General features: G+C 33.3%; 22 protein-coding genes. 5 read left to right on the plus strand and 17 right to left on the minus strand.

Translation table 11 applies throughout. The annotated features are described in order from the left end of the window. Nucleotides 1-254: 254 nt before the first annotated feature. The 3 genes from NLG42_RS08420 to NLG42_RS08430 all read right to left on the minus strand — a co-directional run bounded on the left by NLG42_RS08420 (nucleotide 255) and on the right by NLG42_RS08430 (nucleotide 3,102). Nucleotides 255-485 carry a (4Fe-4S)-binding protein gene (locus tag NLG42_RS08420; RefSeq protein ID WP_099720249.1) on the minus strand — a complete coding sequence of 77 codons (231 nt, stop codon included), beginning with the start codon at nucleotides 483-485 and terminating at the stop codon, nucleotides 255-257. Between the two features lie 171 nt (nucleotides 486-656). Continuing rightward, nucleotides 657-1,373 (minus strand): pirin family protein, encoded by a 717-nt coding sequence (locus NLG42_RS08425; protein WP_257683476.1) that lies wholly within the window; start codon nucleotides 1,371-1,373, stop codon nucleotides 657-659. Between the two features lie 247 nt (nucleotides 1,374-1,620). Continuing rightward, nucleotides 1,621-3,102 (minus strand): helix-turn-helix domain-containing protein, encoded by a 1,482-nt coding sequence (locus NLG42_RS08430; protein ID WP_257683477.1) that lies wholly within the window; start codon nucleotides 3,100-3,102, stop codon nucleotides 1,621-1,623. Between the two features lie 207 nt (nucleotides 3,103-3,309). Here NLG42_RS08430 and aceB point away from each other — a divergent pair, with 207 nt between their 5' ends. Both aceB and aceA read left to right on the plus strand, forming a co-directional pair. Continuing rightward, the gene (gene aceB, locus NLG42_RS08435; protein WP_257683478.1) at nucleotides 3,310-4,911 is read left to right on the plus strand and encodes a malate synthase A; all 1,602 of its coding nucleotides are present in this window, start codon (nucleotides 3,310-3,312) and stop codon (nucleotides 4,909-4,911) included. A 299-nt stretch (nucleotides 4,912-5,210) separates the two neighbouring features. Then, nucleotides 5,211-6,491, plus strand: a complete 1,281-nt coding sequence (aceA, locus tag NLG42_RS08440; RefSeq protein ID WP_089058191.1) for an isocitrate lyase — start codon at nucleotides 5,211-5,213, stop codon at nucleotides 6,489-6,491. A 188-nt stretch (nucleotides 6,492-6,679) separates the two neighbouring features. Here aceA and NLG42_RS08445 read toward each other — a convergent pair whose 3' ends face one another. The 8 genes from NLG42_RS08445 to NLG42_RS08480 all read right to left on the minus strand — a co-directional run bounded on the left by NLG42_RS08445 (nucleotide 6,680) and on the right by NLG42_RS08480 (nucleotide 15,143). Next, nucleotides 6,680-7,255 carry a Crp/Fnr family transcriptional regulator gene (locus NLG42_RS08445; RefSeq protein ID WP_068844176.1) on the minus strand — a complete coding sequence of 192 codons (576 nt, stop codon included), beginning with the start codon at nucleotides 7,253-7,255 and terminating at the stop codon, nucleotides 6,680-6,682. Then, a complete protein-coding gene (locus NLG42_RS08450; RefSeq protein ID WP_099720246.1) occupies nucleotides 7,255-7,572 on the minus strand; it encodes a DUF6370 family protein in 318 nt (105 codons plus the stop codon). Before NLG42_RS08450 ends, NLG42_RS08445 begins: the two co-directional genes overlap by 1 nt. A gap of 2 nt (nucleotides 7,573-7,574) precedes the next feature. After that, the gene (purT, locus tag NLG42_RS08455) at nucleotides 7,575-8,735 is read right to left on the minus strand and encodes a formate-dependent phosphoribosylglycinamide formyltransferase (RefSeq protein ID WP_257683479.1); all 1,161 of its coding nucleotides are present in this window, start codon (nucleotides 8,733-8,735) and stop codon (nucleotides 7,575-7,577) included. Continuing rightward, on the minus strand, nucleotides 8,732-9,184 hold the full coding sequence (locus NLG42_RS08460) for a hypothetical protein (RefSeq protein WP_257683480.1): 453 nt from the start codon (nucleotides 9,182-9,184) through the stop codon (nucleotides 8,732-8,734). Before NLG42_RS08460 ends, purT begins: the two co-directional genes overlap by 4 nt. A 666-nt stretch (nucleotides 9,185-9,850) precedes the next feature. Further along, entirely contained in the window at nucleotides 9,851-11,725 is a 1,875-nt protein-coding gene (locus tag NLG42_RS08465; RefSeq protein ID WP_089058195.1) for a peptidase U32 family protein, read from the minus strand. Nucleotides 11,726-11,864: 139 nt separating this feature from the next. Continuing rightward, nucleotides 11,865-12,410, minus strand: coding sequence for a dihydrofolate reductase family protein (locus NLG42_RS08470; RefSeq protein WP_257683481.1), 546 nt, complete (start codon nucleotides 12,408-12,410; stop codon nucleotides 11,865-11,867). A gap of 372 nt (nucleotides 12,411-12,782) precedes the next feature. Beyond that, nucleotides 12,783-13,973, minus strand: a complete 1,191-nt coding sequence (locus NLG42_RS08475; protein WP_257683482.1) for a pyridoxal phosphate-dependent aminotransferase — start codon at nucleotides 13,971-13,973, stop codon at nucleotides 12,783-12,785. A 72-nt stretch (nucleotides 13,974-14,045) separates the two neighbouring features. Beyond that, nucleotides 14,046-15,143: a fatty acid desaturase family protein gene (locus NLG42_RS08480; protein WP_089058198.1), complete on the minus strand. Its 1,098-nt coding sequence runs from the start codon at nucleotides 15,141-15,143 to the stop codon at nucleotides 14,046-14,048. A 107-nt stretch (nucleotides 15,144-15,250) separates the two neighbouring features. Between NLG42_RS08480 and rsmG the strand changes: the two genes are divergently transcribed. Next, complete coding sequence (gene rsmG, locus NLG42_RS08485; protein ID WP_089058199.1) at nucleotides 15,251-15,880, plus strand: 16S rRNA (guanine(527)-N(7))-methyltransferase RsmG; 630 nt, start codon at nucleotides 15,251-15,253, stop codon at nucleotides 15,878-15,880. Nucleotides 15,881-15,939: 59 nt separating this feature from the next. Here the strand turns inward: rsmG and NLG42_RS08490 are convergent, their stop codons facing one another. After that, on the minus strand, nucleotides 15,940-16,680 hold the full coding sequence (locus NLG42_RS08490; protein WP_257683483.1) for a hypothetical protein: 741 nt from the start codon (nucleotides 16,678-16,680) through the stop codon (nucleotides 15,940-15,942). 294 nt (nucleotides 16,681-16,974) lie between these two features. Here NLG42_RS08490 and NLG42_RS08495 point away from each other — a divergent pair, with 294 nt between their 5' ends. Continuing rightward, entirely contained in the window at nucleotides 16,975-17,739 is a 765-nt protein-coding gene (locus NLG42_RS08495) for a carbonic anhydrase family protein (RefSeq protein ID WP_257683484.1), read from the plus strand. Between the two features lie 51 nt (nucleotides 17,740-17,790). Here NLG42_RS08495 and NLG42_RS08500 read toward each other — a convergent pair whose 3' ends face one another. Together NLG42_RS08500 and NLG42_RS08505 are read right to left on the minus strand one after the other, a co-directional pair. Continuing rightward, nucleotides 17,791-18,489, minus strand: a complete 699-nt coding sequence (locus NLG42_RS08500) for a LytR/AlgR family response regulator transcription factor (protein ID WP_257683485.1) — start codon at nucleotides 18,487-18,489, stop codon at nucleotides 17,791-17,793. 68 nt (nucleotides 18,490-18,557) lie between these two features. Beyond that, nucleotides 18,558-19,610: a sensor histidine kinase gene (locus tag NLG42_RS08505; protein ID WP_257683486.1), complete on the minus strand. Its 1,053-nt coding sequence runs from the start codon at nucleotides 19,608-19,610 to the stop codon at nucleotides 18,558-18,560. 304 nt (nucleotides 19,611-19,914) lie between these two features. Here NLG42_RS08505 and NLG42_RS08510 point away from each other — a divergent pair, with 304 nt between their 5' ends. After that, a complete protein-coding gene (locus tag NLG42_RS08510; RefSeq protein ID WP_257683487.1) occupies nucleotides 19,915-21,003 on the plus strand; it encodes an NHL repeat-containing protein in 1,089 nt (362 codons plus the stop codon). A 136-nt stretch (nucleotides 21,004-21,139) separates the two neighbouring features. Here NLG42_RS08510 and pruA read toward each other — a convergent pair whose 3' ends face one another. The 3 genes from pruA to NLG42_RS08525 all read right to left on the minus strand — a co-directional run bounded on the left by pruA (nucleotide 21,140) and on the right by NLG42_RS08525 (nucleotide 24,647). Next, entirely contained in the window at nucleotides 21,140-22,765 is a 1,626-nt protein-coding gene (gene pruA, locus NLG42_RS08515) for an L-glutamate gamma-semialdehyde dehydrogenase (RefSeq protein WP_099720239.1), read from the minus strand. 156 nt (nucleotides 22,766-22,921) lie between these two features. After that, a complete protein-coding gene (apaG, locus tag NLG42_RS08520) occupies nucleotides 22,922-23,308 on the minus strand; it encodes a Co2+/Mg2+ efflux protein ApaG (RefSeq protein ID WP_008467225.1) in 387 nt (128 codons plus the stop codon). 79 nt (nucleotides 23,309-23,387) lie between these two features. Then, nucleotides 23,388-24,647 (minus strand): type IX secretion system plug protein, encoded by a 1,260-nt coding sequence (locus tag NLG42_RS08525; RefSeq protein WP_089058207.1) that lies wholly within the window; start codon nucleotides 24,645-24,647, stop codon nucleotides 23,388-23,390. Nucleotides 24,648-24,669: the final 22 nt, after the last annotated feature.

Consider the following 24,669-nt stretch of genomic DNA (forward strand, 5'->3'; position numbering starts at 1 on the left):
ATTTTGATAGGACAAAGTTACGGTGGTAGTAAGCGTAACGCACTTAACCTAGATTAAGAAATAAAAAATGTGATGTTATTTGTCACTCCCGATAGCTATCGGGATTCACAGATTAAAAAGATTTTAAAAAAAAATATAGCCACGAATTCACAAATTTTTTCTCAAGGATTGTAAAAAATAATTCGTGAATTCGTGGCAAAAAAAAATCACTTTAATCTGTGAAATCTGTGGGAAGAAAAACTAATGCTTAAAGCTTAGCTTTTGTTATTCATATAAAATGTCAACGCACCCGAAGGGCATTTTTTTACCGTTTCGATAATTTTTTCAGAGGTCGAAGCTTCGGCTACAATCCATGGTTTTTCTTTGGGACGAAAAACATCCGGATTGTTTTTTACGCAATTAGCAGAATGTATGCATTTTCCAGATTGCCAAACAATCGTTACTTCGCCATTTGTGTATTCTTTAGTTAAGTTGTCTGGATTCATGATTGAAAATTTTAATAGTTAGTTTTAAGTGAATTAAGACCAATTTCCATCTAATAAAATTACGTTTTCTTTTTGATTTTTGATAAAATTTGAACAAAAAAAGAAACGATAATAAACTGAAAATCAGCTTAAATATCGTTTCTAAAAAAAAAATTAATTGTAATCTTTGAATTAATAGTTCATCGGAATATCCATCAGTAAAAATTCAGCGTCTGTGTTTGCTTTAATGTTTAAAATGTCAATTCCTGAAATTCCAACCGCATCGCGAGTGTTCAATTCCTGACCATTGATGGTAACATTTCCTTTCAAAACAAAAGCATAAACTCCGTTACCTTCTTTTTTGATTTTATATTCTGTTGTAATTCCTGCATCAAAATTTCCCATATTAAACCAAGCATCTTGATGAATCCAAACACCTTCATCATCTGCATTTGGAGATAAAACCTGAGCTAATTTATTGTGTCTGTCAGCAACATCTAAAGTAATTTGTTGGTAACGAGGCGTAACATTTCTTTTATTTGGAAACAACCAGATTTGCAATAATTTAGTCTGTTGATCTGCGTTAGGATTAAACTCACTATGCTGAATTCCAGTTCCGGCACTCATCACCTGAATGTCACCATTTTTGATGATTTCAGTATTTCCCATGCTGTCTTTATGAGCCAAATCACCTTCTAGCGGAATCGTAATGATTTCCATATTATCGTGAGGATGCGTTCCAAAACCCATTCCGCCTGCAATTGTATCATCGTTCAAAACACGAAGTGCTCCAAACTGAATTCTATCTGGATTGTACCAGCTCGCAAAACTAAAGCTGTGATAAGCGTTCAACCATCCGTGATTTGCATTTCCTCTTGTTTCTGCTTTGTGCAATACTATATTTTCCATGATTTTGTATGTTTTGTTAATTTTATAGTGCAAAGATACGGTCATGGTCAAAGAAAAGCACTTAATGTAGATTAAGAAAAAGGTACTGAGGTTCTGAGAAGCTAAGGGACTAAGGTTTTAAGTTCAAAGGTTTTTTGACCATACGGTTTGTCATCTCGACGAAAGAGAGATGACAAGATAGTGTTAAAAATTATGCTCAAGAAAAATAAGCTTTGCGATTTCGCGACTTTGCGAGATTAAAAAACACTTAGCTATACTGAGAAATAAACTGCTGTACAACCGCATCCGTATTCTCGTGACGTTTTTTCTTTTCCAATTCAATTGGAGGAGAGGCTCTTTCAAGACAATTTTTTACATCACAAGTCTCACAAGTAACACCAACAATTCTTTTAACAAGCGGTTTTCCTTCAATGAATTTGAATTTCTTTTTCATAGTCGGATTAATTAAAATTCCAACAGAGATACTTCTAATAGTATCGTGCAAAAAAGGATCTTTAGTTGCCGATGAAAAAACCAAATATTCGTTTCCGCTATGAATGTAACTCGAAATCTGGGCATCAAAAAAGTGCGGTTTGTTTTGTTTGATGGCTTCATCTATGGTTTTTACCGAAACCCATCTTCTGCAATAATGTTCGTTGGTTTCGTTGGCGTGTGGTTCTTGCTGATTGGTAATGTGCAATTCTTTTTTAATTTGATAAACGTCTGAACCCATTTTATGAGACATTCTTAAAAAGAATAAGTTTTTGAGCTGAAAATCTTTTGGTAATAAATTCGTTAATCTTTGATAAAATGATTCTGGTGAGACTTCGAAGCTTTCAATCAACGATACGAATTCTTCCGGATTAGGTTTTTCATTAGTTAAAAAAGCATTCACTTTGTCTACAATCAATTTTCTCGGGAGTAATAAAGCGCCGGCAAAATAAGAAGCATAAAAATTATTTAAAACCTGATCGAAATTCTCAAACTTAATCCAGCTGAAAGTCAATAAACGATCCGAAATTTTCAAATAGTTATAAGCGATTTCTTTAGCTAAAATAAAAGCTCTTTGTGGAGCATCAATTTCTGTTGAAAGCAATAAAGTTTTACTTTTCGGAACGTAAATCGAACGTAGATCGCCCAAAGCTTCCTGATCTGTAAAAGCAATTTCCTGAATTTTGTATTCGTATTCTTCTTTTAAAATTGCCTCTAATTCTTCTATCGTAATCTTAGAATCTAAGTTTATCTGAAACGACTTCGAAAATGCAATTACTTTTTCTTCTAAATCTTCAAAATAATTACTGTGCGCTTCCTGATACGAACGTAAAGCGGCTAAAAAGAAACTTTCCCGACTTAAATTATAGTGTTGAGCGATTTCAATAATTGTACTGATAAACGCATTGACTTTTGCAGGAGCATTAGCAATAATATCAATTAAATCTGCTTCCTGAATTCCGAAAAGTTCTAACGGAATCTCTTTTAAAATCCCTGATTTTAAGATTTCGCCAATCGGAGCGAGGTTATTATCGAGTTTTAAAGACACCATTTGGTCGTAAGTCACGTCCAAATGTTCGCAGAGTAATAAAATTTTATCTGTTTTTGGATATTTTTTTCCCTTTTCAATTTCGTTTAAATACGATTTTGAAAGATTTGTCAATTTGGCTAAGCCAAAAAGTGAAAGATTTTTTTGCGTACGAACCTGCTTCAATTTTAGTCCGAAGATCAGCTTTATATAGTCTTTTTCGATATCCATGAACCAAATATAACTATTATAAAAATAATCGCCAAAAAATTATTTTTCATTTTTAGCGAACGTTCGCTTGTTTTGTAAAAAGCTTTTTTCTAATATTGTGGTGTAGAAATTGTTAAAGATCAAAAAGTTATGGTTTTAATATCCTAAAACGGATGAAAGATAACGTGACGATGAGATTTTTTTCTAATAAAAAATAAAATCACAGCTATGAAAAACCAATTAGAAATTACCGAGACGGCAATGGAATTTTTAGCCGAAAAGAAGCTTCGTTATCCAAAGATCTGGACAGAAGAAGCGATTGTTTTTATAACCGAATTGCATAGAAAATTCGAATCGCAGCGAAAATTACTGCTTTTACAACGCGATCAAAAACAAGTCGCTTTCGATCAAGGAATCATGCCTGTTTTTATTCCGGAGACAAAAAGCGTTAGAGAAGGTAATTGGACAGCTGGCGAAATCCCAAAAGATTTATTAGACCGACGAGTGGAGATTACTGGACCAGTTGACCGTAAAATGATCATCAATGCGTTGAACTCTGGAGCGAAAACTTTTATGGCCGATTTTGAAGACAGTACTTCACCAACCTGGCAAAATTTAATGGACGGACAAGTGAATTTAATTGATGCCGTAAACAAGACAATTACATATACTGATTTGGTAAAGCAAAAGTCTTATCATTTAAATGAGAAAATTGCAACGCTGATTGTACGTCCAAGAGGTTTGCATTTGCCAGAAAAGCATCTTGTAATTGAGGGAAATGAAGTTTCAGGTTCTTTGGTAGATTTTGGATTGTATGTTTTTCATAATCATAAGCGACTTTTAGAAAATAATTCTGGGCCGTATTTCTACATTCCAAAATTAGAACATTATCTAGAAGCACGTTGGTGGAATAATGTAATTGATTTTACTGAGGATTATTTAAAACTGAAAAGAGGAACTGTAAAAGTGACGGTTTTGATTGAAACTATTACGGCAAGTTTTCAGCTGGATGAAATTATTTACGAATTGAAAGAACATATCGTTGGCTTGAACTGCGGGCGTTGGGATTATATTTTTTCTTATATCAAGAAATTCCGTAAGAATCCAAAATTCATTGTTCCAGATCGCGATCAAGTAAATATGACTTCACCTTTTATGAACGCCTATTCAAATTTGGTTATTCAAAGATGTCATAAAAGAGGGATTCATGCGATTGGCGGAATGGCAGCGCAGATTCCGATTCGAAATAATGAAGAAGCCAATGCAGTTGCTTTCGCAAAAGTCAAAACTGATAAAGAGCGTGAAGTTCGAAACGGTCACGATGGAACTTGGGTTGCGCATCCGGACTTAGTTTCGTTGGCAAAAGAAATTTTTGATAAAGGAATGCCGACTCCGAATCAAATTCATATAAAAAGAGAACATCGAAAAATTACGGAAGAAGATTTGATTGAACCACCAATTGGAATCATCACGGAAAACGGTGTTCGAAAAAATATTAACGTTGGCGTTTTATATCTGGCTTCATGGTTAAATGGACAAGGCGCCGCAGCTTTGCATAATTTGATGGAAGATGCAGCGACAGCCGAAATTTCGAGATCTCAATTGTGGCAATGGCTTCAGAATAAAGTTCTTTTAGATAATGGACGAAAGTTAGATTTGGCTTATTATCACGAATTGGCTTTGGATGAATTCAGAAAGATAAAAGAAGAATTAGGAGAGGAAAATCACGAAAAACAACAATTTCCGCTGGCTGAAAAAGTACTGGAAAGATTAGTAGCTAATCCTGATTTCGTTGATTTCTTAACGATTCCATGTTACAAATATTTATAAGAGAAAAATCCGTTAAATCTGCAAGATCTGCGGGCGAATAATTTTTTCACGCAGATTTGGCAGATCAAGCAGATAAAATGAGAATGAAACTTTGGCTTAAATTATTTAAACACATAGAACATGGATTTTAGATTTTAAATAAAAAGGAAGAAGAAAAAAAATAGTTTTTCACACATAGAGCTATGTGCATTGAAACAAGTGAAACGCCTTTAACCACAAAGAAAAACTATGTCTCTATGTGTTTAAAAACTCAGCACACTAATAAAAAAGCTTTACTAACCACTTTAACTATACTATTTATGAAAACAACAGAAGACAGAATTCAGGAATTGATTAACGATTGGATTACAAACCCAAGATGGAAAGGTGTTGAACGTCCTTACACTGCGAGTGAAGTAGTTACACTTCAGGGTTCGTATCATATTGAGCATTCTATTGCCAAAATGGGAGCGCAAAAATTATGGAGAAAGTTAAAAAGTCAGGATTTTGTGGCTGGTTTGGGCGCGTTGACTGGAAATCAGGCAATTCAGGAAGTTGATGCCGGTTTAGAAGCGATTTATTTGAGCGGATGGCAGGTTGCTGCTGATGCAAATCTAGCAGGAGAAATGTATCCTGATCAATCGCTTTATCCAGTAAACAGTGTTCCGATGGTGGTAAAAAAGATCAACAACGCTTTATTGCGTGCAGATCAAATTCAGACTGTAAATAATATTGAAGATAAAAAAGATTATTTGGTTCCGATTGTGGCTGACGCAGAAGCGGGTTTTGGCGGAAACTTAAATGCTTTCGAATTAATGAAATCGATGATTGAAGCGGGAGCTTCTGGAGTTCATTTTGAAGATCAGTTGAGTTCTGCTAAAAAATGCGGACACTTAGGTGGAAAGGTTTTGGTTCCGACTCAGGAAGCGATTAATAAATTGATTGCAGCACGCTTGGCTTCAGATGTTATGGGAGTGTCAACTTTAATCGTTGCGAGAACAGATGCAGATGCAGCTAATTTATTAACGAGTGATGCTGATCCAAGAGATAGAAAATTTTTAACTGGTGAAAAAACAAGTGAAGGTTTTTTCTATGTAAATAACGGAATCGAGCAGGGAATTGCAAGAGGTTTGAGCTACGCGCCATACGCTGATTTAATTTGGATGGAAACCAGTAATCCCGATTTAGAATTTGCTAGAAAGTTTGCAACGGCTATGAAAAAAGAATTTCCAGATAAAATGCTGGCGTACAATTGTTCTCCATCTTTTAATTGGGCTGCAAAATTAACGGTTGCCGAAATGGAAACGTTTAGAGAAGATTTAGCTGCAATGGGCTATAAATTTCAGTTTATTACTTTGGCAGGATTTCATGCTTTGAACACAAGTATGTTTGAATTGTCAAGAGCTTATAAAGAACGTGGAATGGCAGGTTATTCTGAATTGCAGGAACGCGAATTTGCTTTACAGAAAAACGGATTCAGAGCTGTAAAACATCAAGCTTTCGTAGGAACTTCTTATTTCGATGCCGTTCAAAATACCGTTATGATTGGGAAATCTTCAACGACTGCAATGAAACATTCTACAGAGGTTGAGCAATTTTAATTCAAAAGAAAAGCCAGTTCAAAGAACTGGCTTTATTTTTTCGTCACGAATTACACAAATTTTCACTAATTAAATTGGGCTAAAAATCAAATAAAAATTAGTGCTAATTCGTGAAATTCGTGGCGTCTTTTTTTTTAAAATCTTTTTAATCTGACAATCCGGACAGCTATCGGGAGAGGCAAAAAAAATTATTTCTTTAAAAGTCTAGCTTTCATTTTGCTGAAGAACTCTGGTGTTACTCCTATAAAAGATGCGATTTGTTTTTGAGGAACTTTATGAACCAATGTTCCATATTTTTTACAGAATTTATCGAAACGTTCTTCGGCGGGTAAACTTAAATTATCCATTAATCTTTGTTGATTAGCGACCAATGAATTTTCAATCAGAATTCTAAAAAAGCGTTCTAGTTTTGGAATCTCAAGAAACAATTGTTCTTGGTTCTCTTTGGATAAAGAAACGACTTCTGCATCTTCTAAAACTTCAATAAAAAGCTGTCCTGGTTTTTGTGAAAAATAACTGTACATGTCGCTCATCCACCAGCCTTCACAGGCAAATGAAAGAACGTGCTCCACAATATTATCGTTGATGTTGAAACTTCTTAAAATTCCAGAGTTTACAAAATACGAATGTTTGCATACTTCTCCAGCACTTAGTAAAATAGTTTTGGCTTTATAAGTATGTGTTTCTGTTTTAGATAGAAAAAGAGCTTGTTCTTCGGGTGTTAGTGAAACATGTTTAGCAATATTTTCAAGAATCAAAGCCATTATTTTTCGTTTACTAAAGTGAATGAAGTGGCCTTAAAACGATTTTTTTCGATTGTTCCTGTTACTGTTGCTTTTTTTACAGCATTGCAAAATCCATCTTGAGCGTGTGCATCACCATGATCATCGATTTTTGTTCCGTCAACGAAATACGTTTTTCCATCAATGCGAACGGCTAGATCGCAGCTTTTACCTTTCATTCCAAATTGACATTCTCCACAGGCAGCTTCTACAACTGTTGGTTTATCAATTACTTTTTTACTTTGAGCCTGAGTTGAGATGCCAACAAATAGGAAAATCATGAATATAAGTTTTTTCATTTTTAAGAGTTTATAGTTATTAATTTCGCCGTTTCTTTGGCGCGTTCGGTTATATTTTCGATTGGAGTTGCTAATGAATCGTGGCTTAAAACAACTCCCATACGACGATACGGTCTTGAAGTTGGTTTTCCAAATATTCTGAAATCAGTTTTTGGTAAAGCCGCTACTTTTTCAATTCCGCTAAAAGTTGGATTTGTTGAATCTTCGGATGCTAAAATTACGGCACTTGCTCCAGCTTTTTCTAAAGTAATTTCAAAAATTGGAAGACTTAAGATTGCTCTTAAATGCAATTCAAATTCGTTGAAATTTTGTGTTCCTGCCAAAGTTACCATTCCAGTATCATGTGGACGTGGAGAGAGTTCAGAGAAATAAACGCCGTCGTTGGTTAAGAAAAATTCAACGCCAAAAAGTCCTGCTCCGCCAAGTGCTTCGGTAATTTTTTCGGCCATATCCTGCGCTTCGTACAAATCAGCTTCAGAAACCTGCGCCGGCTGCCAGCTTTCTTGATAATCACCGCGCTCTTGTCGATGCCCAATTGGAGCACAAAACAAAGTTGGATTTCCATTTTGAGTAATAGTTAAAAGTGTAATTTCCGAATTGAAATCGACAAATGCTTCAACGATCACTTCAATTACATCGCCACGTGAGCCCGCAACGGCATATTGCCAGGCTTTTTCGATATCATTTTCGGTTTTTATAGTCGATTGCCCTTTTCCTGATGAAGACATTAAAGGTTTTACCACACATGGAATTCCAACTTCCTGAACGGCTTTTTGCAATTCTTCTGCTGAAGTTGCGTATTGATATTTGGCTGTTTTTAAACCTAACTCTTTTGCTGCTAAATCGCGAATGGCTTTACGGTTCATGGTAAAGTTTGCCGCTTTCGCTGAAGGAACAACGGTAATTCCCTGTTTTTCGTAATCATAAAAACGTTCAGTGCGAATGGCTTCTATTTCAGGAACTATAAAATCTGGTTTATGTTTGGCTACGATTCTATCTAAAGCTTCGCCTTCGAGCATATTAATGACTTCAAAACCATGAGCGACCTGCATGGCTGGTGCATTTTCGTAACTATCGACTGCAATTATGGTTTGTCCGATTCGTTGTGCGGCAATGACAAATTCTTTGCCCAATTCGCCTGAACCTAGGAGTAGTATTTTCATTTTTTTATAATATTTAGATTCTCATCAAGGTATAATTCAGGTTCAAATTTTGAGATGAAAGTTTTTGCAATATTTTTTGTTTTTGGTAAATCTTCTTTTGCAAATTTATAAACTGCAATTTTGTGTTTAAGATTTGAAGAATACAATTTGCTATCTGATGTAATTAAAAGTAATAGATAATTATAATGTTCTTTGTTACCTATATGTTGATTAGTTTTTTCTGTGCTGTTGTTAATTTTTATCTGATATTTTATTTTTTTGGTTTCAAGATCAACCGCATCATATCCAATTTCTCTCTTGTTATCACGTAATTTTAATGAATAAATTGTTTCGCAAATGTACTCAGCTATATCTCCTAAATATCTTGAGCTATTTATAATTTGTTCTTTTCGTAATTCTTCTGTTATTTGGAAGAAATTTAAGATCAAAGATTTTTCTTTTTTATTCATTCTGATAATTCTGAGAAGATATTTTGTAAAACTCTATTTGAATTTATTTCCAGAGTAAAGATAAATAAAATGGAATTTATTCTCACTTAGATCTTGGAGATTCAGTAGATTTTATTTTAGCTTAAAATATACTTTCTAGACAAAGTAACCATACAGTTTGTCATTTCGAGGAACGAGAAATCTTCGCGAGAAACTTGACAAAGATTGCTGCTTTACTTTGTGGAATCCCTGGTGCGATTTCTCCTTACGTCGAAATGACAAGATTGTGGAAATAGCAGGAAAAAAAAGCTCACAAAGATTTTCTCACATAGATTTTGCAGATTCGGTAGATTTTAATTTAAATAGTAATTCATTTTTTACATAAAGTAACCATGCAGTTTGTCATTTCGAGGAACGAGAAATCTTCGCGAGAAACTCGACAAAGATTGATGCTTTACTTTGTGGAATCCCACGTGCGATTTCTCGTTCCTCGAAATGACAAGATTGTGGAAAATTATAAACGTAAAAGTTCTTGTAAACCCATTCGCGTGAGGGATAGCAGTGGAAAGCCCACAGCCTGACGAAGGAAGTGCGAGGACTTGTAACGGATAGCCCGACCCGCCTTTTTCGGCGGGACACGCCCAAAATAAAAAACCGATACTTCTTTTAAAAGTATCGGTTTGTATGTTAATGAAAATGATCTTCTTCAATTTCGAATTCGGCATCTTTTTCCCAAATTTCCATTTCGCAGGGTTTGCAGTTGAATTTTAGTTTGTATTCAAGTTCACCTTGTTTTAAAACCAAAGGTTCTTTTACCTTGACACCAACTATGTCTTTTTGGTGTATCGGACATTTTTTTAATTCGTATTTGATGCAATATTTGGTTGTCATTACACGAGATTTTCCTGGATCCCATTGTAATTCGAATGCTTTTTCGATTTCAGTTACACCATGACGTTCGTAGAATTTACGAGCGGTTTTATTCGAAACATTGTACATGAAATCCAGTTTGGTTTCAGGATACGGATGTGACGTTTTCACCATTTGGTGCTCTTCGCGTTTGTAATTTTTCAAACGAATTTCGGTTAACTGATCGTAAACGGTTCTTCGCATTTCGTTGATTTTTGAAATAGGAAGGAACCAGTTTTGCGAAAACATAATGTTGATTTCATTGGCAGTATAAGGCGTGAAACCTGTTTTTGCCAATTGTGTTTTGATGTTTTCTTCGATTGATTCGCCGGTTTTGGTTTGCTCTTTTGCGTGTTCTAAATTAACGATGCTTACGTTTCCGTCTTCATCGGTTGCGATTAATTCAAAACCGTTTTCAGTTTCTGTAAGTAATAAAGTGGTGCTTAATTTACGAACCGCACTGTCTTCTCTTTCTACAATTTTGATGAAAGCAGCATCGTTATTTCTGTAGATGAAAGTTCCGTCTTTTACTTCTTTTAGAACGTTCGGGTAAATTTTACCGTTTTCGGCTTTGTTTACGTAAATTCCGTCTGCTTCATTATTTTCGTTGATGAAGCAAAGTCCGTCGCCATTGTTTAATAATTCGCCGTTTTCGATTTCGTAAGCGTTTCCAACGGTTCTAATTAATTTACCAATGTATTGACCTTTTGATTTTGGGCTTTCCCAAGAACCAATCGAGCTGTGTCTTTCGTTTACAAAATAATCCGTATAACCGCGATTGAAAGTTCTGTTTAAAGAAGAATCAAAAGTATAAGTACAAGTTCCAGAAGAAGCTTTTGTGTATTTTTCACTTCCTGCACCTTCTAAATAACTGTCTAGTTTTTGACGTAAATAAGAAACGTTGTTTTTTACGTAAACCACATCTTTTAATCGCCCTTCAATTTTGAAAGAAACGATTCCTGCTTCAATTAAATTTGGAATTTGCTCTGAAATATCTAAATCTTTTATCGAAAGCAAGTGACTGTTTTTGATTAAAGTTTCTCCGTTTCCGTCGATTAAGTTATATGGTAAACGGCAGTTTTGTGCGCAAGAACCACGGTTAGCGCTGCGTTCTCCGTTTGCGACACTCATATAACAGTTTCCACTAAAAGAAACACATAAAGCTCCAGTTACGAAAAACTCTAATTCGACATCAGCTTCGTCGTAAATGGTTTTAATTTGATGCAAGTTCAATTCACGTGCTAAAACGACACGTTTGATTCCGGCATCTTTTAAGAATTTAATTTTATCAGCATCACGATTATTGGCTTGTGTGCTGGCGTGAAGTACGATAGGAGGCAAGTCCATTTCCATAATCGCCATATCCTGAATGATCAAGGCATCAACACCAATATCGTATAATTCCCAGATCATTGAACGACAAGTTTCTAATTCGTTATCGTACAAAATAGTATTCATAACGACAAAAACCTGAGCGTTAAATAAATGCGCATATTGAACTAAAGCCGCAACATCTTCAATAGAATTGTTGGCGTTAGAACGTGCTCCAAATTGAGGTGCTCCAATATATACTGCATCGGCGCCACTGTTGATGGCTGCCATTCCTCCAATTAAATCTTTAGCAGGAGCTAATATTTCGATTTTCTTCTTCATTTCTAAAACTTTAGACTTTTGTGGTATTCCCGAAAAAAAGTGTGCAAAGGTCTTATAAAATATTTGAGTTTGCTAATGATAGAGGGATTTTTTTGAAATTGTTAACTTAATATGGAATGATGATAAATGAAGTTTTTGTTTATTTAGTTGGTTCATAAATAAGCTGTACCACTCCTGATTTGAAAATATTGGTTTTAAGTAATGTTAATTCGAGTCTTTCTTTTAAATCTTCAAATAATGGTTTACCGCTTCCAAGAGCTATTGGATGAACTGATATTCTGTATGTGTCAATAAGGTTTAATTGGATAAAAGTTTTAATAAGACTTGCTCCGCCATACAGCCAAATATCACCTCCAGATTGTGCTTTAATCTCATTTACCTTTGTTGCAATATCAGAATTTATAAATGTTGCATTACTATTTTGGTTGCTTTGACTTGAAAAAACATATTTCTTTTTTGAATGTACTCCTTTCCAAAGCATTTGTTCGGCTTTACTTGCATTTGCTTCTGGCTCGTAATTACCCCAAGAATTATAACTTACCCGCCCATAAAAAATAGTATCTATACCTGATAAAAAATCATCAAAGTCCATCTCGTCGTCCATAATGCACCAATCGATTTCTCCATTTGGACCTTCAATAAAACCATCTAAGGTTACAGCTAAATCTAGAATTACTTTTTTCATAGGATACTATTTTGTCTTATTGTATTTTGATATAAAAATATGGTATTTCAATTTTTAATAGAACATAAAAGAGGATTTAGTTTCTTCGGGAGTATTATTTCATTTTGAAGAGTTGTAGGGACTTTAATAAAGTTTTAGAATTGGAACTTAAGTTTCTTTTTGAAAATGAATTTTCTTGTTTTACCGTTTGCGTGAGGGATTGAGGCGGTATCCTTTTATGGAGTGGAGCGGAATAAAAGATATAGCCGAAAGCCCTACCCGCCTTTTTCGGCGGGACACGCCCAAAAGAATAAATAAAAAAAACAGCTTAAAGTATAAAAGTGATGAAACTTTTGAACCTTAAGCCGTTTTTAATAAAACTTATTTATGTTGTTATGCAGTCAAAGCTTCTTTGATTCTGCGTAATGCCTCTTTTAAAATATCGTCGCTTGTTGCGTAAGAGAAACGAATACAGTTTGGATTTCCGAAAGCATCTCCTGTTACAGTTGCAACGTTAGCTTCTGCTAAAAGATACATTGAAACATCGTTTGCGCCTTTAATTTCAGTTCCTTTTAATGTTTTTCCGAAGAAAGAAGAAACGTCTGGGAAAACGTAAAAAGCTCCTTCTGGAACGTTGATTTTTACTCCTGGAATTTCTTTTAATAATCCAACAACTAAATCTCTACGTGTGTGGAAAGCCTGAACCATGTGGTTTAATACACTTGGATCTGCGTCTACTGCTGTAATTGTAGCGCGTTGTGCTACAGAATTTGCTCCAGATGTTACTTGTCCTTGAATTTTTGTACATGCTTTTGCGATGAATTCCGGAGCTCCGATATAACCAATTCTGTATCCTGTCATTGCGAAAGCTTTTGCAACTCCGTTTACAGTGATTGTTCTTTCTAACATTCCTGGGATTGAACCGATACTGCAGAAAGTTCCAGAGAAATTAATGTGCTCATAGATTTCATCTGCAACTACGTAAATATTTGGGTGTTTTTCTAAAACTTTAGCAAGTGCTGTTAGTTCTTCTCTGCTGTAAACAGATCCTGAAGGATTACAAGGAGAAGAGAACCACATCATTTTTGTTTTTGGTGTGATAGCAGCTTCTAGTTGTTCAGGTGTAATTTTGAAATCTGTATCTACAGAAGTTGGAACTTCAACAGGAACTCCGCCTGAAAGTTTAACGATTTCGAAATATGAAACCCAATATGGTGCAGGTAAAATAACCTCGTCACCGTCGTTTAACATTACTTGTGCAATGTTGTATAAAGATTGTTTTGCTCCTGTAGAAACTACAATTTGAGTTGGTTTGTACTCTAATCCGTTATCTCTTTTAAATTTTCTGCAGATTGCTTCTCTTAATTCAAGGTAACCTTCTACTGGAGAGTATGTGCTATAATTTTCGTCTACTGCTTTTTTAACAGCTTCTTTAATAAAGTCAGGTGTATTAAAGTCAGGCTCACCTAAACTTAAACTGATAATGTCTTTTCCTTGTGCTTTTAATTCGCGAGCTAATGCTGCCATTGCTAATGTTTGTGAAGTCGCAAGGTTGTTGATTCTGTCTGAAAGAATATGGTTCATTATAAAAATTTTGAATGTCCTTAATTTTCAAGGTTTAATTAAGGAAGGTTATTATTAATAGATTTTTTTAGCTTAAACAGATAATTCAGGTTTCATTCCTAAATCGCGTAAATGCTTAAAGTGTGCTATAATAGCGCTTCGCATTGTTTTGTATTCGTAATAAGGTAAGTTGCATTCCTTTGCGGTTTCTTTTACGATTTTTGCAATTTTACCATAATGAATGTGACTTATATTTGGAAAAATATGATGTTCGATTTGATGATTTAATCCTCCTGTGTACCAGTTAACAATTGCATTTTTTGGAGCAAAATTTGTTGTAGTAAACAATTGGTGAATTGCCCAAGTATTGTCCATTTCTCCCAATTCATTTGGCGTTGGATTTGTTGTGTGTTCTACAACGTGAGCCAATTGAAAAACAACACTTAAGATTAATCCTGCTGTGTAATGCATTACGAAAAAGCCAAGAAGAACTTTCCACCATGTAATTCCGATTACAATTGGTAAAACAATCCAGATTGAAACGTAAATGACTTTTGTGATGATTAAAGTTGTCCAAAGAATTTTTGGGCTTTTTGGTTCACCATAAGATAATTTTCTTTTAAGGTAGTTTCTCATTTGCTTAAAATCGGTAGTAATTGCCCAATTGAAAGTCAATAATCCATATAAGAAAACAGAATAATAATGTTGAAAACGGTGAAAGCTATGCCATTTTGCATCTTGCGTAAAACGGATAATTCTTCCAGCATCTAAATCTTCGTCATGTCCAGGAATATTGGTATAAGTATGATGAAGCACATTATGTTGTACCTGCCAGTTGTAAACATTTCCTGCCAGTACATAAATAGTACCTCCCATAAATTTGTTGATCCAGTTTATGTTCGAATATGAACCATGATTTCCATCGTGCATTACATTCATTCCAACACCAGCCATACCAATACCAATTACGATCGATAAAAGCAACATTACCCAAAATGGCATATTAAGTGTAAGAATTAAAAAATACGGAGTAAGAAAAACCGCGAACAGAATAACAGCTTTTAGGTGCAGCTTCCAGTTTCCGGTCTTCTGAATGTTGTTCTCTTTAAAGTAATTGTTTACCCGAGAGTTAAGTGTTCTGAAAAACTTCAGATTGTCTTGCCTTGCAAAAGTTGGAGCAGTGTTATTCATAATTAATTTAAATAGTTTTCAAAGGTAATTATTATAAATTTTCAATTTGCAAAATTGAGTTAAATATTTCAATCGTAAAGTAGTACTTTTGTTAAAAATTTAGAGCAATGGATGAGATATTGAAATATTTTCCTGATTTGACCGATCTTCAAATCGAACAATTTCAAAAATTAGACTTTTTATACCACGATTGGAATGAAAAAATCAATGTGATTTCTAGAAAAGATATTGATGCCTTATATACAAAACACATTTTGCATTCATTAGGAATTGCTAAAATAATGAAATTTGAGCCAGGAGCAACAGTTCTTGATGTTGGAACTGGAGGTGGTTTTCCGGGAATTCCGTTGGCGATTCTTTTTCCTGAAACACGTTTTTATTTAATTGATGTAATCGCAAAGAAAATTAAAGTAGTTCAAGGTGTTGTTGATGCATTAGAATTAAAGAACGTAAAAGCGGAACAAAAGCGAGCAGAATTAGTAAAAGGTGATTTTGATTTTATTGTTAGCCGCGCCGTAACCAATATGCCAGATTTTGTTTCTTGGATAAAAGACAAAATTAAAAAGCAGCATAAACATACTTTGAAAAACGGAATTTTATATTTAAAAGGAGGAGATCTAGCCGAAGAATTAAAAGATTTTCCAAATACTACTCTGTATGACTTAGCAGAAATATTCGAGGATGAATTTTTTGAAACTAAAAAAGTGGTTCACCTGCCTTTAAAATTTAAAGCTTAGATTAAACATAAAAAATAACCCGAATGAATTTTCTTTCGGGTTATTTTTTTTAAATTATATTATGCTGATTTAGAGGCTTTTTTAGCAAAATTCAAAAACGGATTTGCTTTAAGATCTAAATTATCAATAAAACTATGAATTGCATCTTCTGATGCTTCAGGACTGTATTTAAATTCGGGATCAAAGAAAAATTCGCGGCATATTACAGTTTCATTAGATGAATTGTAAACCCCTTCATCAGATTCGTCTAAATCATTATAACTATAGGTGCAAGGATACAATGTGGCTAAGTTTGCAATAGTATTGTTAAGCCATTTATCAAAAGTTTTCTTTTTTGGAGTAATGTGACGTGCTAATAATGTTAAGCCTAAAAGTTCGTTTTGTAAAAAATAGGATCCTTTTCTATATCTAACGTCAATCATTCTTACGTTCATCAAAGCAATCCATAATGCTCCATCAACTGAGCCAGTTGCTGTGATTTCAAAGTTTGTATCAAATAATAAAGGTTCTGTTTGTTCTCGGTCATTAATAGAACACCAAAGAGCTTCAATTCGTTTTTGAGTGTCATTTGTTGTTTGTGTAAATCCTGTAAAGCGCCAGTAAATCCATTCTAATAATGCAGCAGTTAGACCAATTGAGCCTTTGTGATTAATATGAGTTAACGCATTTTCCAGCTCTTGATTTTGTTCGAGAGGATCTAAAAATTTATCTATTTTCTTGCTAGTCCAAGCAAAATCAATTGAATGACCTATACTTTTTGATTCTAAAATTACTTTAGGGACATTGTTTAAATTCCTCATTTGACCAAAGTGTTAAATTATAATTGATGCTTAAATTATTTTAAGCAAATTTAAAAGGATGTTTTTTTGCGAAATGGTATAAGAAGTTTTTAAAACAACAAAATAAGTTTTTTAACAACTGTATGGTATTAGGAATCAATGTTATAAGAAAAGTATTACAACAAAATTGAATAAAAATGTTAATTAAAGTAAGGCTATTTTTTATAAATTTAGTTTGGTAAAACTTGTAAGAAATTTTACTTTTTCAATTTATTATTTGGCCTTTTTTAATTATCTAATTTTAAAATATTTAAGATGAATAAAATACTATGCACGATTGGTTTAATGATGTTTTTTGTAGTTTCTTGCGAAAAGAAACAAACAAAAGAAACAAAAGAACCTGAAGAATTACATGAAAATGTAATGATCGAAACAGCTTCAAAATTAGTTCCGTTAAAAGAAAAAGTTCTAACCGCAGAACAACAAAAAGCTCTTACGCCCGATTTGGTTATTCAGAGTTTGAAAGAAGGAAACAAACGCTATATGAATAATGATTTAACCTTAAGAGATCATTCGGCATTGGTTCGCGATGCAGTCGAAGGGCAATATCCAAAAGCAGTTATTCTTTCTTGTCTCGACAGCAGAATTCCGGTAGAAGATGTTTTTGATAAAGGAATTGGAGATCTTTTCGTTGGAAGAGTTGCTGGTAATTTTGTGAATGAAGATTTATTAGGCAGCATGGAATTTGGCTGTAAAGTTTCGGGTGCAAAGCTTATTTTGGTTTTAGGACATGAATCTTGCGGAGCAATAAAATCAGCGATTGACAATGTAGAATTAGGAAACATTACAGCAATGCTTGCTAAAATAAAACCAGCAGTAGCAAAATCTCAAGATTTTAAAGGAGACAAAACGTCTAAAAATGATGAATTTGTCGATTATGTTGCAAAAACAAATGTGATTGAAACAATCGAAAATATCAAAGCAAAAAGTCCAATTTTAAAAGAAATGGCAGATAAAGGCGAAATCAAAATCATAGGAGCTTATTATGATTTGCATTCGGGAGAAGTTATTTTTCTGTAAATCTGAAGTAATAAAAGAAAAAGCCGAATCTTGAAAATGATTCGGCTTTTTTTAGATGATTGTATTTAAATGATTTAACCAGTTTTCTTTGTAGCTATTCCCAATAGGGATTTCAATAGAATGTATTTCGATTTCATTTTTAGAATAAGAAGTCAATTTTTTTGTTTGAATAATGTAAGAACGATGAACACGAACAAAATCAGAATTTAGTAACTTTTCGAAAACAGAGATGTTTTGTTTGATGTGATATGATTTTCTATTTTCGAGATGAATAGTAATGTAATCTTTCAAGCTTTCAATAAACAATATTTCATCCAGAATAATTTTGATATTTTTATTTCCGCTGGTTACAAAAATGTAGTTTTCGGACGTTGAATTATTTTCTTTTTTTGGAGCTTGTAATTGCCTGAATTTTTCAATTGAAACAAAAAAACGATCAAAAGTAATAGGTTTTAAAAGGTAATCAATTACATTGAGTTCATATCCTTCCAGCGCGTATTCCCTGTAAGCTGTAGTGAAAATTACTTTTGGAGGGGTTTTCAATTTTTTCAAAAAATCATTTCCTTTTAGTAAAGGCATCTCTATATCCAAAAAAATAAGATCAACAACATTGTTTTCCAAAAAAGCATAAGCTTTCAGTGCATTTTCGAAAGAATCAATTAATTCAAAATTTTCAAAATTTGTCAAATGCGAAGCGATTAATTCTCTTGCCAAAGGTTCATCGTCAACTATAATACATTTATGTTTCATTTTTTTTGAATTTAGTTCAAGTCACTTTTATATAACTTCTTCATTTGTGTTCTATACAACAAGCTAAATTAAAGAGTAAGGTAAAGTTTTACTGTATAATGCGTTTGTGTTTCGTTAATTTCCATTTTATGTTTTTTGGGATATAGCAAATCAAGTTGTTTACGAACATTTATTAAACCTATTTTTGATTTGTCTGAAATTGCTGCAAAATCATTCTTGGGTTTTGTATTCTCAATGCTAAAAATAATCTGCTGTTTTTTACTTTCTAATTTTAACCGAATTGCAGCTTTTTCTGTTTCATTAACTACACCATGTTTAAAAGCATTTTCGATAAAAGTTAATACAATTAAAGGAGAAATTTTATTGCTTTCCTGAATGTCTTTGGTAAATGAAATATCTAATCTGTTTTCGCTGTAGCGGAGTTTTTCCAAAGCAATATAATTCTCAATTAAAGCGATTTCTTTTTCAATAGAAACATAATCTTCATTACATCGATACAAAACAAAGTCTAGAATTTCAGATAGTTTAGCAATTACTTCGGGGGCTTTATCGTCTTTTTTTAGTGTTAAAGTGTATAAGTTGTTTAAGGTATTAAAAAGGAAATGAGGATTTAATTGATTTTTCAGAACCTTTAATTCCATTGATTTCTTTTCTTCTTCGAGTTTTAAAAGACGCTGTTGTTTTCTGTTGAAGCTGATAAAACCTAAAATAATAATTGGATAGGTGATAAAAGAAAACTCTCGTACAATCAATTTTACAGAAGTTAATCTTTGAGGAATGTTCATTTTATGTCCAAGCCAATCATCAAAAAATCCTGGAAATTTTGGTTCCAAATAATAATATTTAAGGATCATCAAAAACGCAAAAACAATATAGAGCCAGCTTAAAGCAGAAACTATAAAAAGCAGGTATTTCTTTTTGTTAAGTGTCTGCGGAATAATCCAATATATTAATCCATAACCAGCGATTGCCTGCGCTAGAATCTTCCAGGTATATACAAACGTAAAATCATAAGTACTGGTGCCATTTGATTTATTTGTAATATAAAAAAACAAGAAGAAAATCCAGTATAAACAATGAAGAGCAACTCTTTTAAAATCAATTTGTCTAATAAAATTCATAAGATCTTTAATTGGGAGCAAGATAGCAAAATATAGAAAAAAGCCTTGTTCACAAATCTGAATAATACGTTTTCGCGTTTAAAATGACAATCTGCGCATACGAACCCAACAGTTTGTCGAAAAAGGATTGTTTGAATGCTAAAAGAGGTTTTTCAGCTATGCGCAAAATAAGATATTGGTACTGCATTTATATTCGTCAAAAAATAGAAACAATGATCAAATTTATTATTCTGTTAGCGACAATTTTAAGTAATACATTAAAATGAAAACCTTTTTAACCAAGAAACAAGTAAAACTAAAACAAATGAAAAAAGCAATTAAAACTGCGATTGGGATTCTAATTTTATTCAATGCCTCGAATTTATTTTCACAAGAAAGCAATCAAGAAATTACATATAGTAAGACTTCGAAAGTAATAAAACCAACTTTATTTGCCGATTTGGGAGAAACCTGCCAAACGCCTGATGGAATGGCTTTGGATAAAAAAGGCAACTTGTTTTTATCTATTACAAATCCAATTACATTTGAAAAATATGGAAGTAAAATTCTAACGTTTGATAAAAATGATAAACCAGTAGTTTGGTTTGATAAATTACCATTGCACCCAATCACAAAAAAGGTGCATCCAATGGGAATGGAGTTTGGTCCTGATGGGAATTTATACATAATGGATAATCAGTTTTTTGCTGAAAAAGAGAACTTTTCCAGATTGATTAGAGTTATTGTAAAAGACGGGAAACCTTTGAATGCTGAGGTTTTGGTAGAAGGATTTAATTTTGGAGAAGCAGTGAGATGGTCTAAAAACCGAATTTATATAACAGATGCTTTGTTTGAAAATAGAAGAGAAAGCGGAATTTATAGTTTTTCGCTAGAGCAATTAAACGCTAAAAATATTATTTTGGATGCATCGAATAAGAAAAATTATCTCATTGCAACTTTTACATTAAAACCTGAAGTTACAAAAAGAACGATAGGAATTGACGGAATTGCTTTTGATAAAAAAGGGAATCTTTATGCAGGAAATTTTGGTGATGGCGTTATCAATAAAATAGAATTTGAGAAAGATGGAAAAGTAAAATCAAATAAAGTTGTTTTTGATTCGGATCAATTAAAATGTTGTGATGGTTTTTTTTATGATGAAAAAAGAAACTCCATTTTTATTGCCAATTATGAAAATAACAGCGTACATCAACTCAATTTAAACACGAACACAATTTCTTTAATTTGGGAAAATGACGATGCCGATGGTTCCGATGGGAAATTAGATAATCCGTGTGAAACTATTATTTATAAAGGAAAATTACTGGTAGTTAATTACGATACTTTTCCAGGAGAAAAAAATAAAGAAGCAGATGCCTTTCATACTATTTCAAGTTTTGATTTAGGCAATTAAAAGATCAATTTTTGTAGGTATACACAAATTTAAAAGAAATAAAGAAGCCGAATCTCAATGAAAAGATTCGGCTTTTTTATATAACAGGTCACAAAATTTGAAATCTGTCCCGATAGCTGTCGGGATGAAACAAAAATTAACCTAAGAAAGGATATCTGTAATCTTCAGGAGTTACAAAAGTTTCTTTGATAGTTCTAGGAGAAGCCCAACGCAATAAGTTCAATGCAGAACCTGCTTTATCGTTAGTTCCAGAAGCTCTTGCTCCACCAAAAGGCTGCATTCCTACAACCGCTCCAGTTGGTTTATCGTTGATGTAGAAGTTACCAGCTGCATTTTGTAATTTCGTTGTAGCTACTTCAATAGCATAACGATCTTGGCTGAAAACCGCTCCAGTTAAAGCGTACTCAGAAGTAGTATCAACTAATTCTAAAGTTTCTTCCCACTTAGCATCTTCATAAACATAAATTGTGATAACTGGTCCAAATAACTCAGTTTCCATTGTAGTATATTTTGGATTTGTAGTTACAATAACCGTTGGTTCAACAAAGTATCCAACAGATTTATCGTAATTTCCACCAACAATAATTTCAGCGTCAGCATCTTTTTTAGCTTGGTCGATATAACTTGCTAATTTATCAAAAGAACCTTCGTGGATAACTGCAGTAATAAAGTTTCCGAAATCTTCAGGAGAACCCATTTTCATTGATTTTACATCAGCAATTAATTGCTCTTTTACAGCCGGCCATAAACTTTGTGGGATATAAGCTCTTGAAGCAGCAGAACATTTTTGCCCTTGAAATTCAAATGCACCACGAGTAATTCCTGTAACTACTTGTTTTACGTTTGCGCTTGGGTGTGCAATGATAAAATCTTTACCACCAGTTTCTCCAACAATTCTAGGGTATGTTTTGTAATTGTGAATATTTGCTCCAATTTTTGCCCAAATATCTTTAAATACGTGAGTTGAACCTGTAAAGTGAACACCTGCAAAATCGCGGCTCGCTAAAACAGTATCAGTAATCATTAAAGCATCTCCAAAAACTACATTGATAACTCCATCAGGAACTCCAGCTTCTTTGAAAACTTCAAGGATAATTTTTGTAGAGAATACTTGGCTGTCGCTTGGTTTCCAAACCACAACGTTACCCATCATTGCAGCACTTGCAGGAAGGTTTGCAGCAATAGCAGTAAAGTTAAAAGGAGTAATTGCGTAAACAAATCCTTCAAGAGGTCTGTATTCTAAACGGTTCCAAACAGAAGAATCTGATTTTGGCTGATCGTTATAAATTTGAGTCATGAACTCTACGTTGTAACGTAAAAAGTCAATTAATTCACAAGAAGCATCAATTTCTGCTTGGTGAATATTTTTAGATTGACCAATCATGGTTGCAGCATTAATACGCGCTCTGTATGGTCCAGCGATTAATTCAGCAGCTTTTAAGAAAATAGCAGCACGTTGTTCCCATGCCATATTTGCCCATGCTTTTCTTGATTCAAGAGCATTTGCAATGGCGCTTTCGATATGTTGTTTTTCAGCTAAATGATATTTTCCAACGATATGTTTGTGATCATGAGGAGCTGTAATGTTTCTAGTGTTTCCAGTTTTGATTTCTTCACTTCCAATATATAAAGGAACATCAATTTGAGAGTTCCACATTGTAGTGTAAGCCGCTTGAACAGCTGCTTTTTCTGGAGAGTTAGGTGCGTAGCCTTTTACCGGTTCGTTTACCGCTTTTGGTACATGAAAGAATCCTTTTAGCATGTTATTTAAAATTAGATAATTAGACAATTTGCAGGTTAGATGATTTGATTGTTACGAATAATCTAACGTCGCACAAAAGTACAAAGGATAAATTAATAATTTGATAAATTTATGATTTAGATAACGATAAAAAGAAGATAGCTTTTAAACTATGATTTAGTTTAAAGCAAAAGGAGCACACATTCTAAAAGTAGGTACAATAACCTTGAATGTTTTTGTTGTAGTAAAATTGATCATGTTAAAATGACCTTTCATAGCGCCATATGGTGACGATAATAAACAACCTGAACTATAAGTGTGATTTTCTCCTGGTTTTAAAACTGGTTTTTTACCAATTACACCTTCACCGTCTACAACTTCCAAATCATTTAGAGAGTCGAAAATTTCCCAATGACGAGAAGTTAACTGAACAGAATCTTTACTGTGATTTTCGATTGTAACTACGTAACTAAAAGCAAAGTGAATTTTGTAGTTTTTGAAGTAAGTTCCTTCAAAACTAGTCAAAACAGATATTTTTATGCCTCTTGTAATTTGAGAAACCATACTAACGTAGTAAATATGTGTATATTATATATGCAAATCTACAAAAAAAAATCTTTTGTCCTAAAACCTTAACAATGTTTTAATTTACGATATTTATTGAGTTTGCATTTCCTTTTCCTATAACTCTTTGATAACGATCTATGCTTTCTTTATAATAAACCAAAATTGTGTATTCGTTTTCTGTTTGATAAAAATTGCCGTCAATAGCATTTTCATTATCGATATTTCCTTTTTTATCAGCTACCGTATATTGAAAATTAGTAAAACCTTGTTTTATCATTACAGCCTTTTCATAGATGCCTTTTTCCGTATTATAATCCATTTTGTATTCTGGCGATAAACTGTAATTATTAAACATTCCAGTTATATAAATATCTTTATTAAGTCTGAAAGCAGGAGCCGAAAGCGAAAAGTAAACCCACGCATAATCAGCCTCAATATCATTATTTGATCCGTTTATGTTTTTAACCACAAAATTTCCGTTAACATCTTGATATAAAGTATAGATCTGATTGCCTCGAGCACGATTTGTGTACAAATAAGAATTATAAACATCGTTGCTGGTTCCTACTTTTCCAACATTATTATTGGCAGCTCGAATGTCTTTGTTTTCAAAATATAAAAATTCATTCCCGCCCCAAAACTGAGTTTCAGCATCGTATTTGTAAACAAGCTGATTTCCAATTGTATATTGTGGAGGGATATTTTTTATTGCAGTATTGAAATTTCCGTTTTGCAATAAAAGAACTTTTACATTTTGTGTCGGCGTTTGAAAAGTAATATCATTTGAAACTATTGCAAAATCAAGATTCTGTTTGAAATCAATATTGCTTAGGTTTCTGCTTCTTTTTACTTGAGCAGCAACGGTACAATGATTTTCAAACAAAATAAATTTTCTCGCAAGTACAACTTCTTTATCTTCATTTAAAATTTTTAAAATGTAGTTTCCAGAAATTCGCAATTGCGTAGTAAATTGATTTGGAAACCGAAGTCTATAATGCGAATATATTTGAAGTGTATTAAAAGAATTAGAATAATCAGTTATTCGCTGACCATCAAAACCAAGTAAAAAGTCTGTTTTTGGAATGTCTGACGGAATCCAATTGTAATCGCAATGCGTAATTTCGAAGTAATAATTGGCTTCGCTTCCAAATAAATCATCAAATTGAAATTCAAATGTTGATCCTAATTCAAAAATAGGAACAACATTACTGCCATTTTGTACAAACGAAACAGTTTTGATATTGTAAGGCGGATCAATTTCTTTTTGAACATTTTGGGCTTTCGCCAAAGTGAAAATTAGAATAAAAAATAAGCTTGTATATAAAAATTTTGGCATCTTATTACGTTGTAAGATTGTA

Origin of the sequence: Flavobacterium plurextorum (assembly GCF_024638035.1) — a bacterium.
Taxonomy (GTDB): Bacteria; Bacteroidota; Bacteroidia; order Flavobacteriales; family Flavobacteriaceae; genus Flavobacterium; species Flavobacterium plurextorum.

Coding starts and splice junctions, on each gene's coding strand:
- NLG42_RS08430 (WP_257683477.1), bottom strand. CDS start 3,102: ATGGATATCGAAAAAGACTATATAAAGCTGATCTTCGGACTAAAATTG.
- NLG42_RS08480 (WP_089058198.1), bottom strand. CDS start 15,143: ATGAATAACACTGCTCCAACTTTTGCAAGGCAAGACAATCTGAAGTTT.
- NLG42_RS08450 (WP_099720246.1), bottom strand. CDS start 7,572: ATGAAAAAACTTATATTCATGATTTTCCTATTTGTTGGCATCTCAACT.
- NLG42_RS08445 (WP_068844176.1), bottom strand. CDS start 7,255: ATGGCTTTGATTCTTGAAAATATTGCTAAACATGTTTCACTAACACCC.
- purT (WP_257683479.1), bottom strand. CDS start 8,735: ATGAAAATACTACTCCTAGGTTCAGGCGAATTGGGCAAAGAATTTGTC.
- NLG42_RS08465 (WP_089058195.1), bottom strand. CDS start 11,725: ATGAAGAAGAAAATCGAAATATTAGCTCCTGCTAAAGATTTAATTGGA.
- NLG42_RS08500 (WP_257683485.1), bottom strand. CDS start 18,489: ATGAAACATAAATGTATTATAGTTGACGATGAACCTTTGGCAAGAGAA.
- NLG42_RS08505 (WP_257683486.1), bottom strand. CDS start 19,610: ATGAATTTTATTAGACAAATTGATTTTAAAAGAGTTGCTCTTCATTGT.
- NLG42_RS08420 (WP_099720249.1), bottom strand. CDS start 485: ATGAATCCAGACAACTTAACTAAAGAATACACAAATGGCGAAGTAACG.
- NLG42_RS08425 (WP_257683476.1), bottom strand. CDS start 1,373: ATGGAAAATATAGTATTGCACAAAGCAGAAACAAGAGGAAATGCAAAT.
- pruA (WP_099720239.1), bottom strand. CDS start 22,765: ATGCTAAAAGGATTCTTTCATGTACCAAAAGCGGTAAACGAACCGGTA.
- aceB (WP_257683478.1), top strand. CDS start 3,310: ATGAAAAACCAATTAGAAATTACCGAGACGGCAATGGAATTTTTAGCC.
- NLG42_RS08490 (WP_257683483.1), bottom strand. CDS start 16,680: ATGAGGAATTTAAACAATGTCCCTAAAGTAATTTTAGAATCAAAAAGT.
- aceA (WP_089058191.1), top strand. CDS start 5,211: ATGAAAACAACAGAAGACAGAATTCAGGAATTGATTAACGATTGGATT.
- NLG42_RS08495 (WP_257683484.1), top strand. CDS start 16,975: ATGAATAAAATACTATGCACGATTGGTTTAATGATGTTTTTTGTAGTT.
- apaG (WP_008467225.1), bottom strand. CDS start 23,308: ATGGTTTCTCAAATTACAAGAGGCATAAAAATATCTGTTTTGACTAGT.
- NLG42_RS08510 (WP_257683487.1), top strand. CDS start 19,915: ATGAAAAAAGCAATTAAAACTGCGATTGGGATTCTAATTTTATTCAAT.
- rsmG (WP_089058199.1), top strand. CDS start 15,251: ATGGATGAGATATTGAAATATTTTCCTGATTTGACCGATCTTCAAATC.
- NLG42_RS08460 (WP_257683480.1), bottom strand. CDS start 9,184: ATGAATAAAAAAGAAAAATCTTTGATCTTAAATTTCTTCCAAATAACA.
- NLG42_RS08470 (WP_257683481.1), bottom strand. CDS start 12,410: ATGAAAAAAGTAATTCTAGATTTAGCTGTAACCTTAGATGGTTTTATT.
- NLG42_RS08525 (WP_089058207.1), bottom strand. CDS start 24,647: ATGCCAAAATTTTTATATACAAGCTTATTTTTTATTCTAATTTTCACT.
- NLG42_RS08475 (WP_257683482.1), bottom strand. CDS start 13,973: ATGAACCATATTCTTTCAGACAGAATCAACAACCTTGCGACTTCACAA.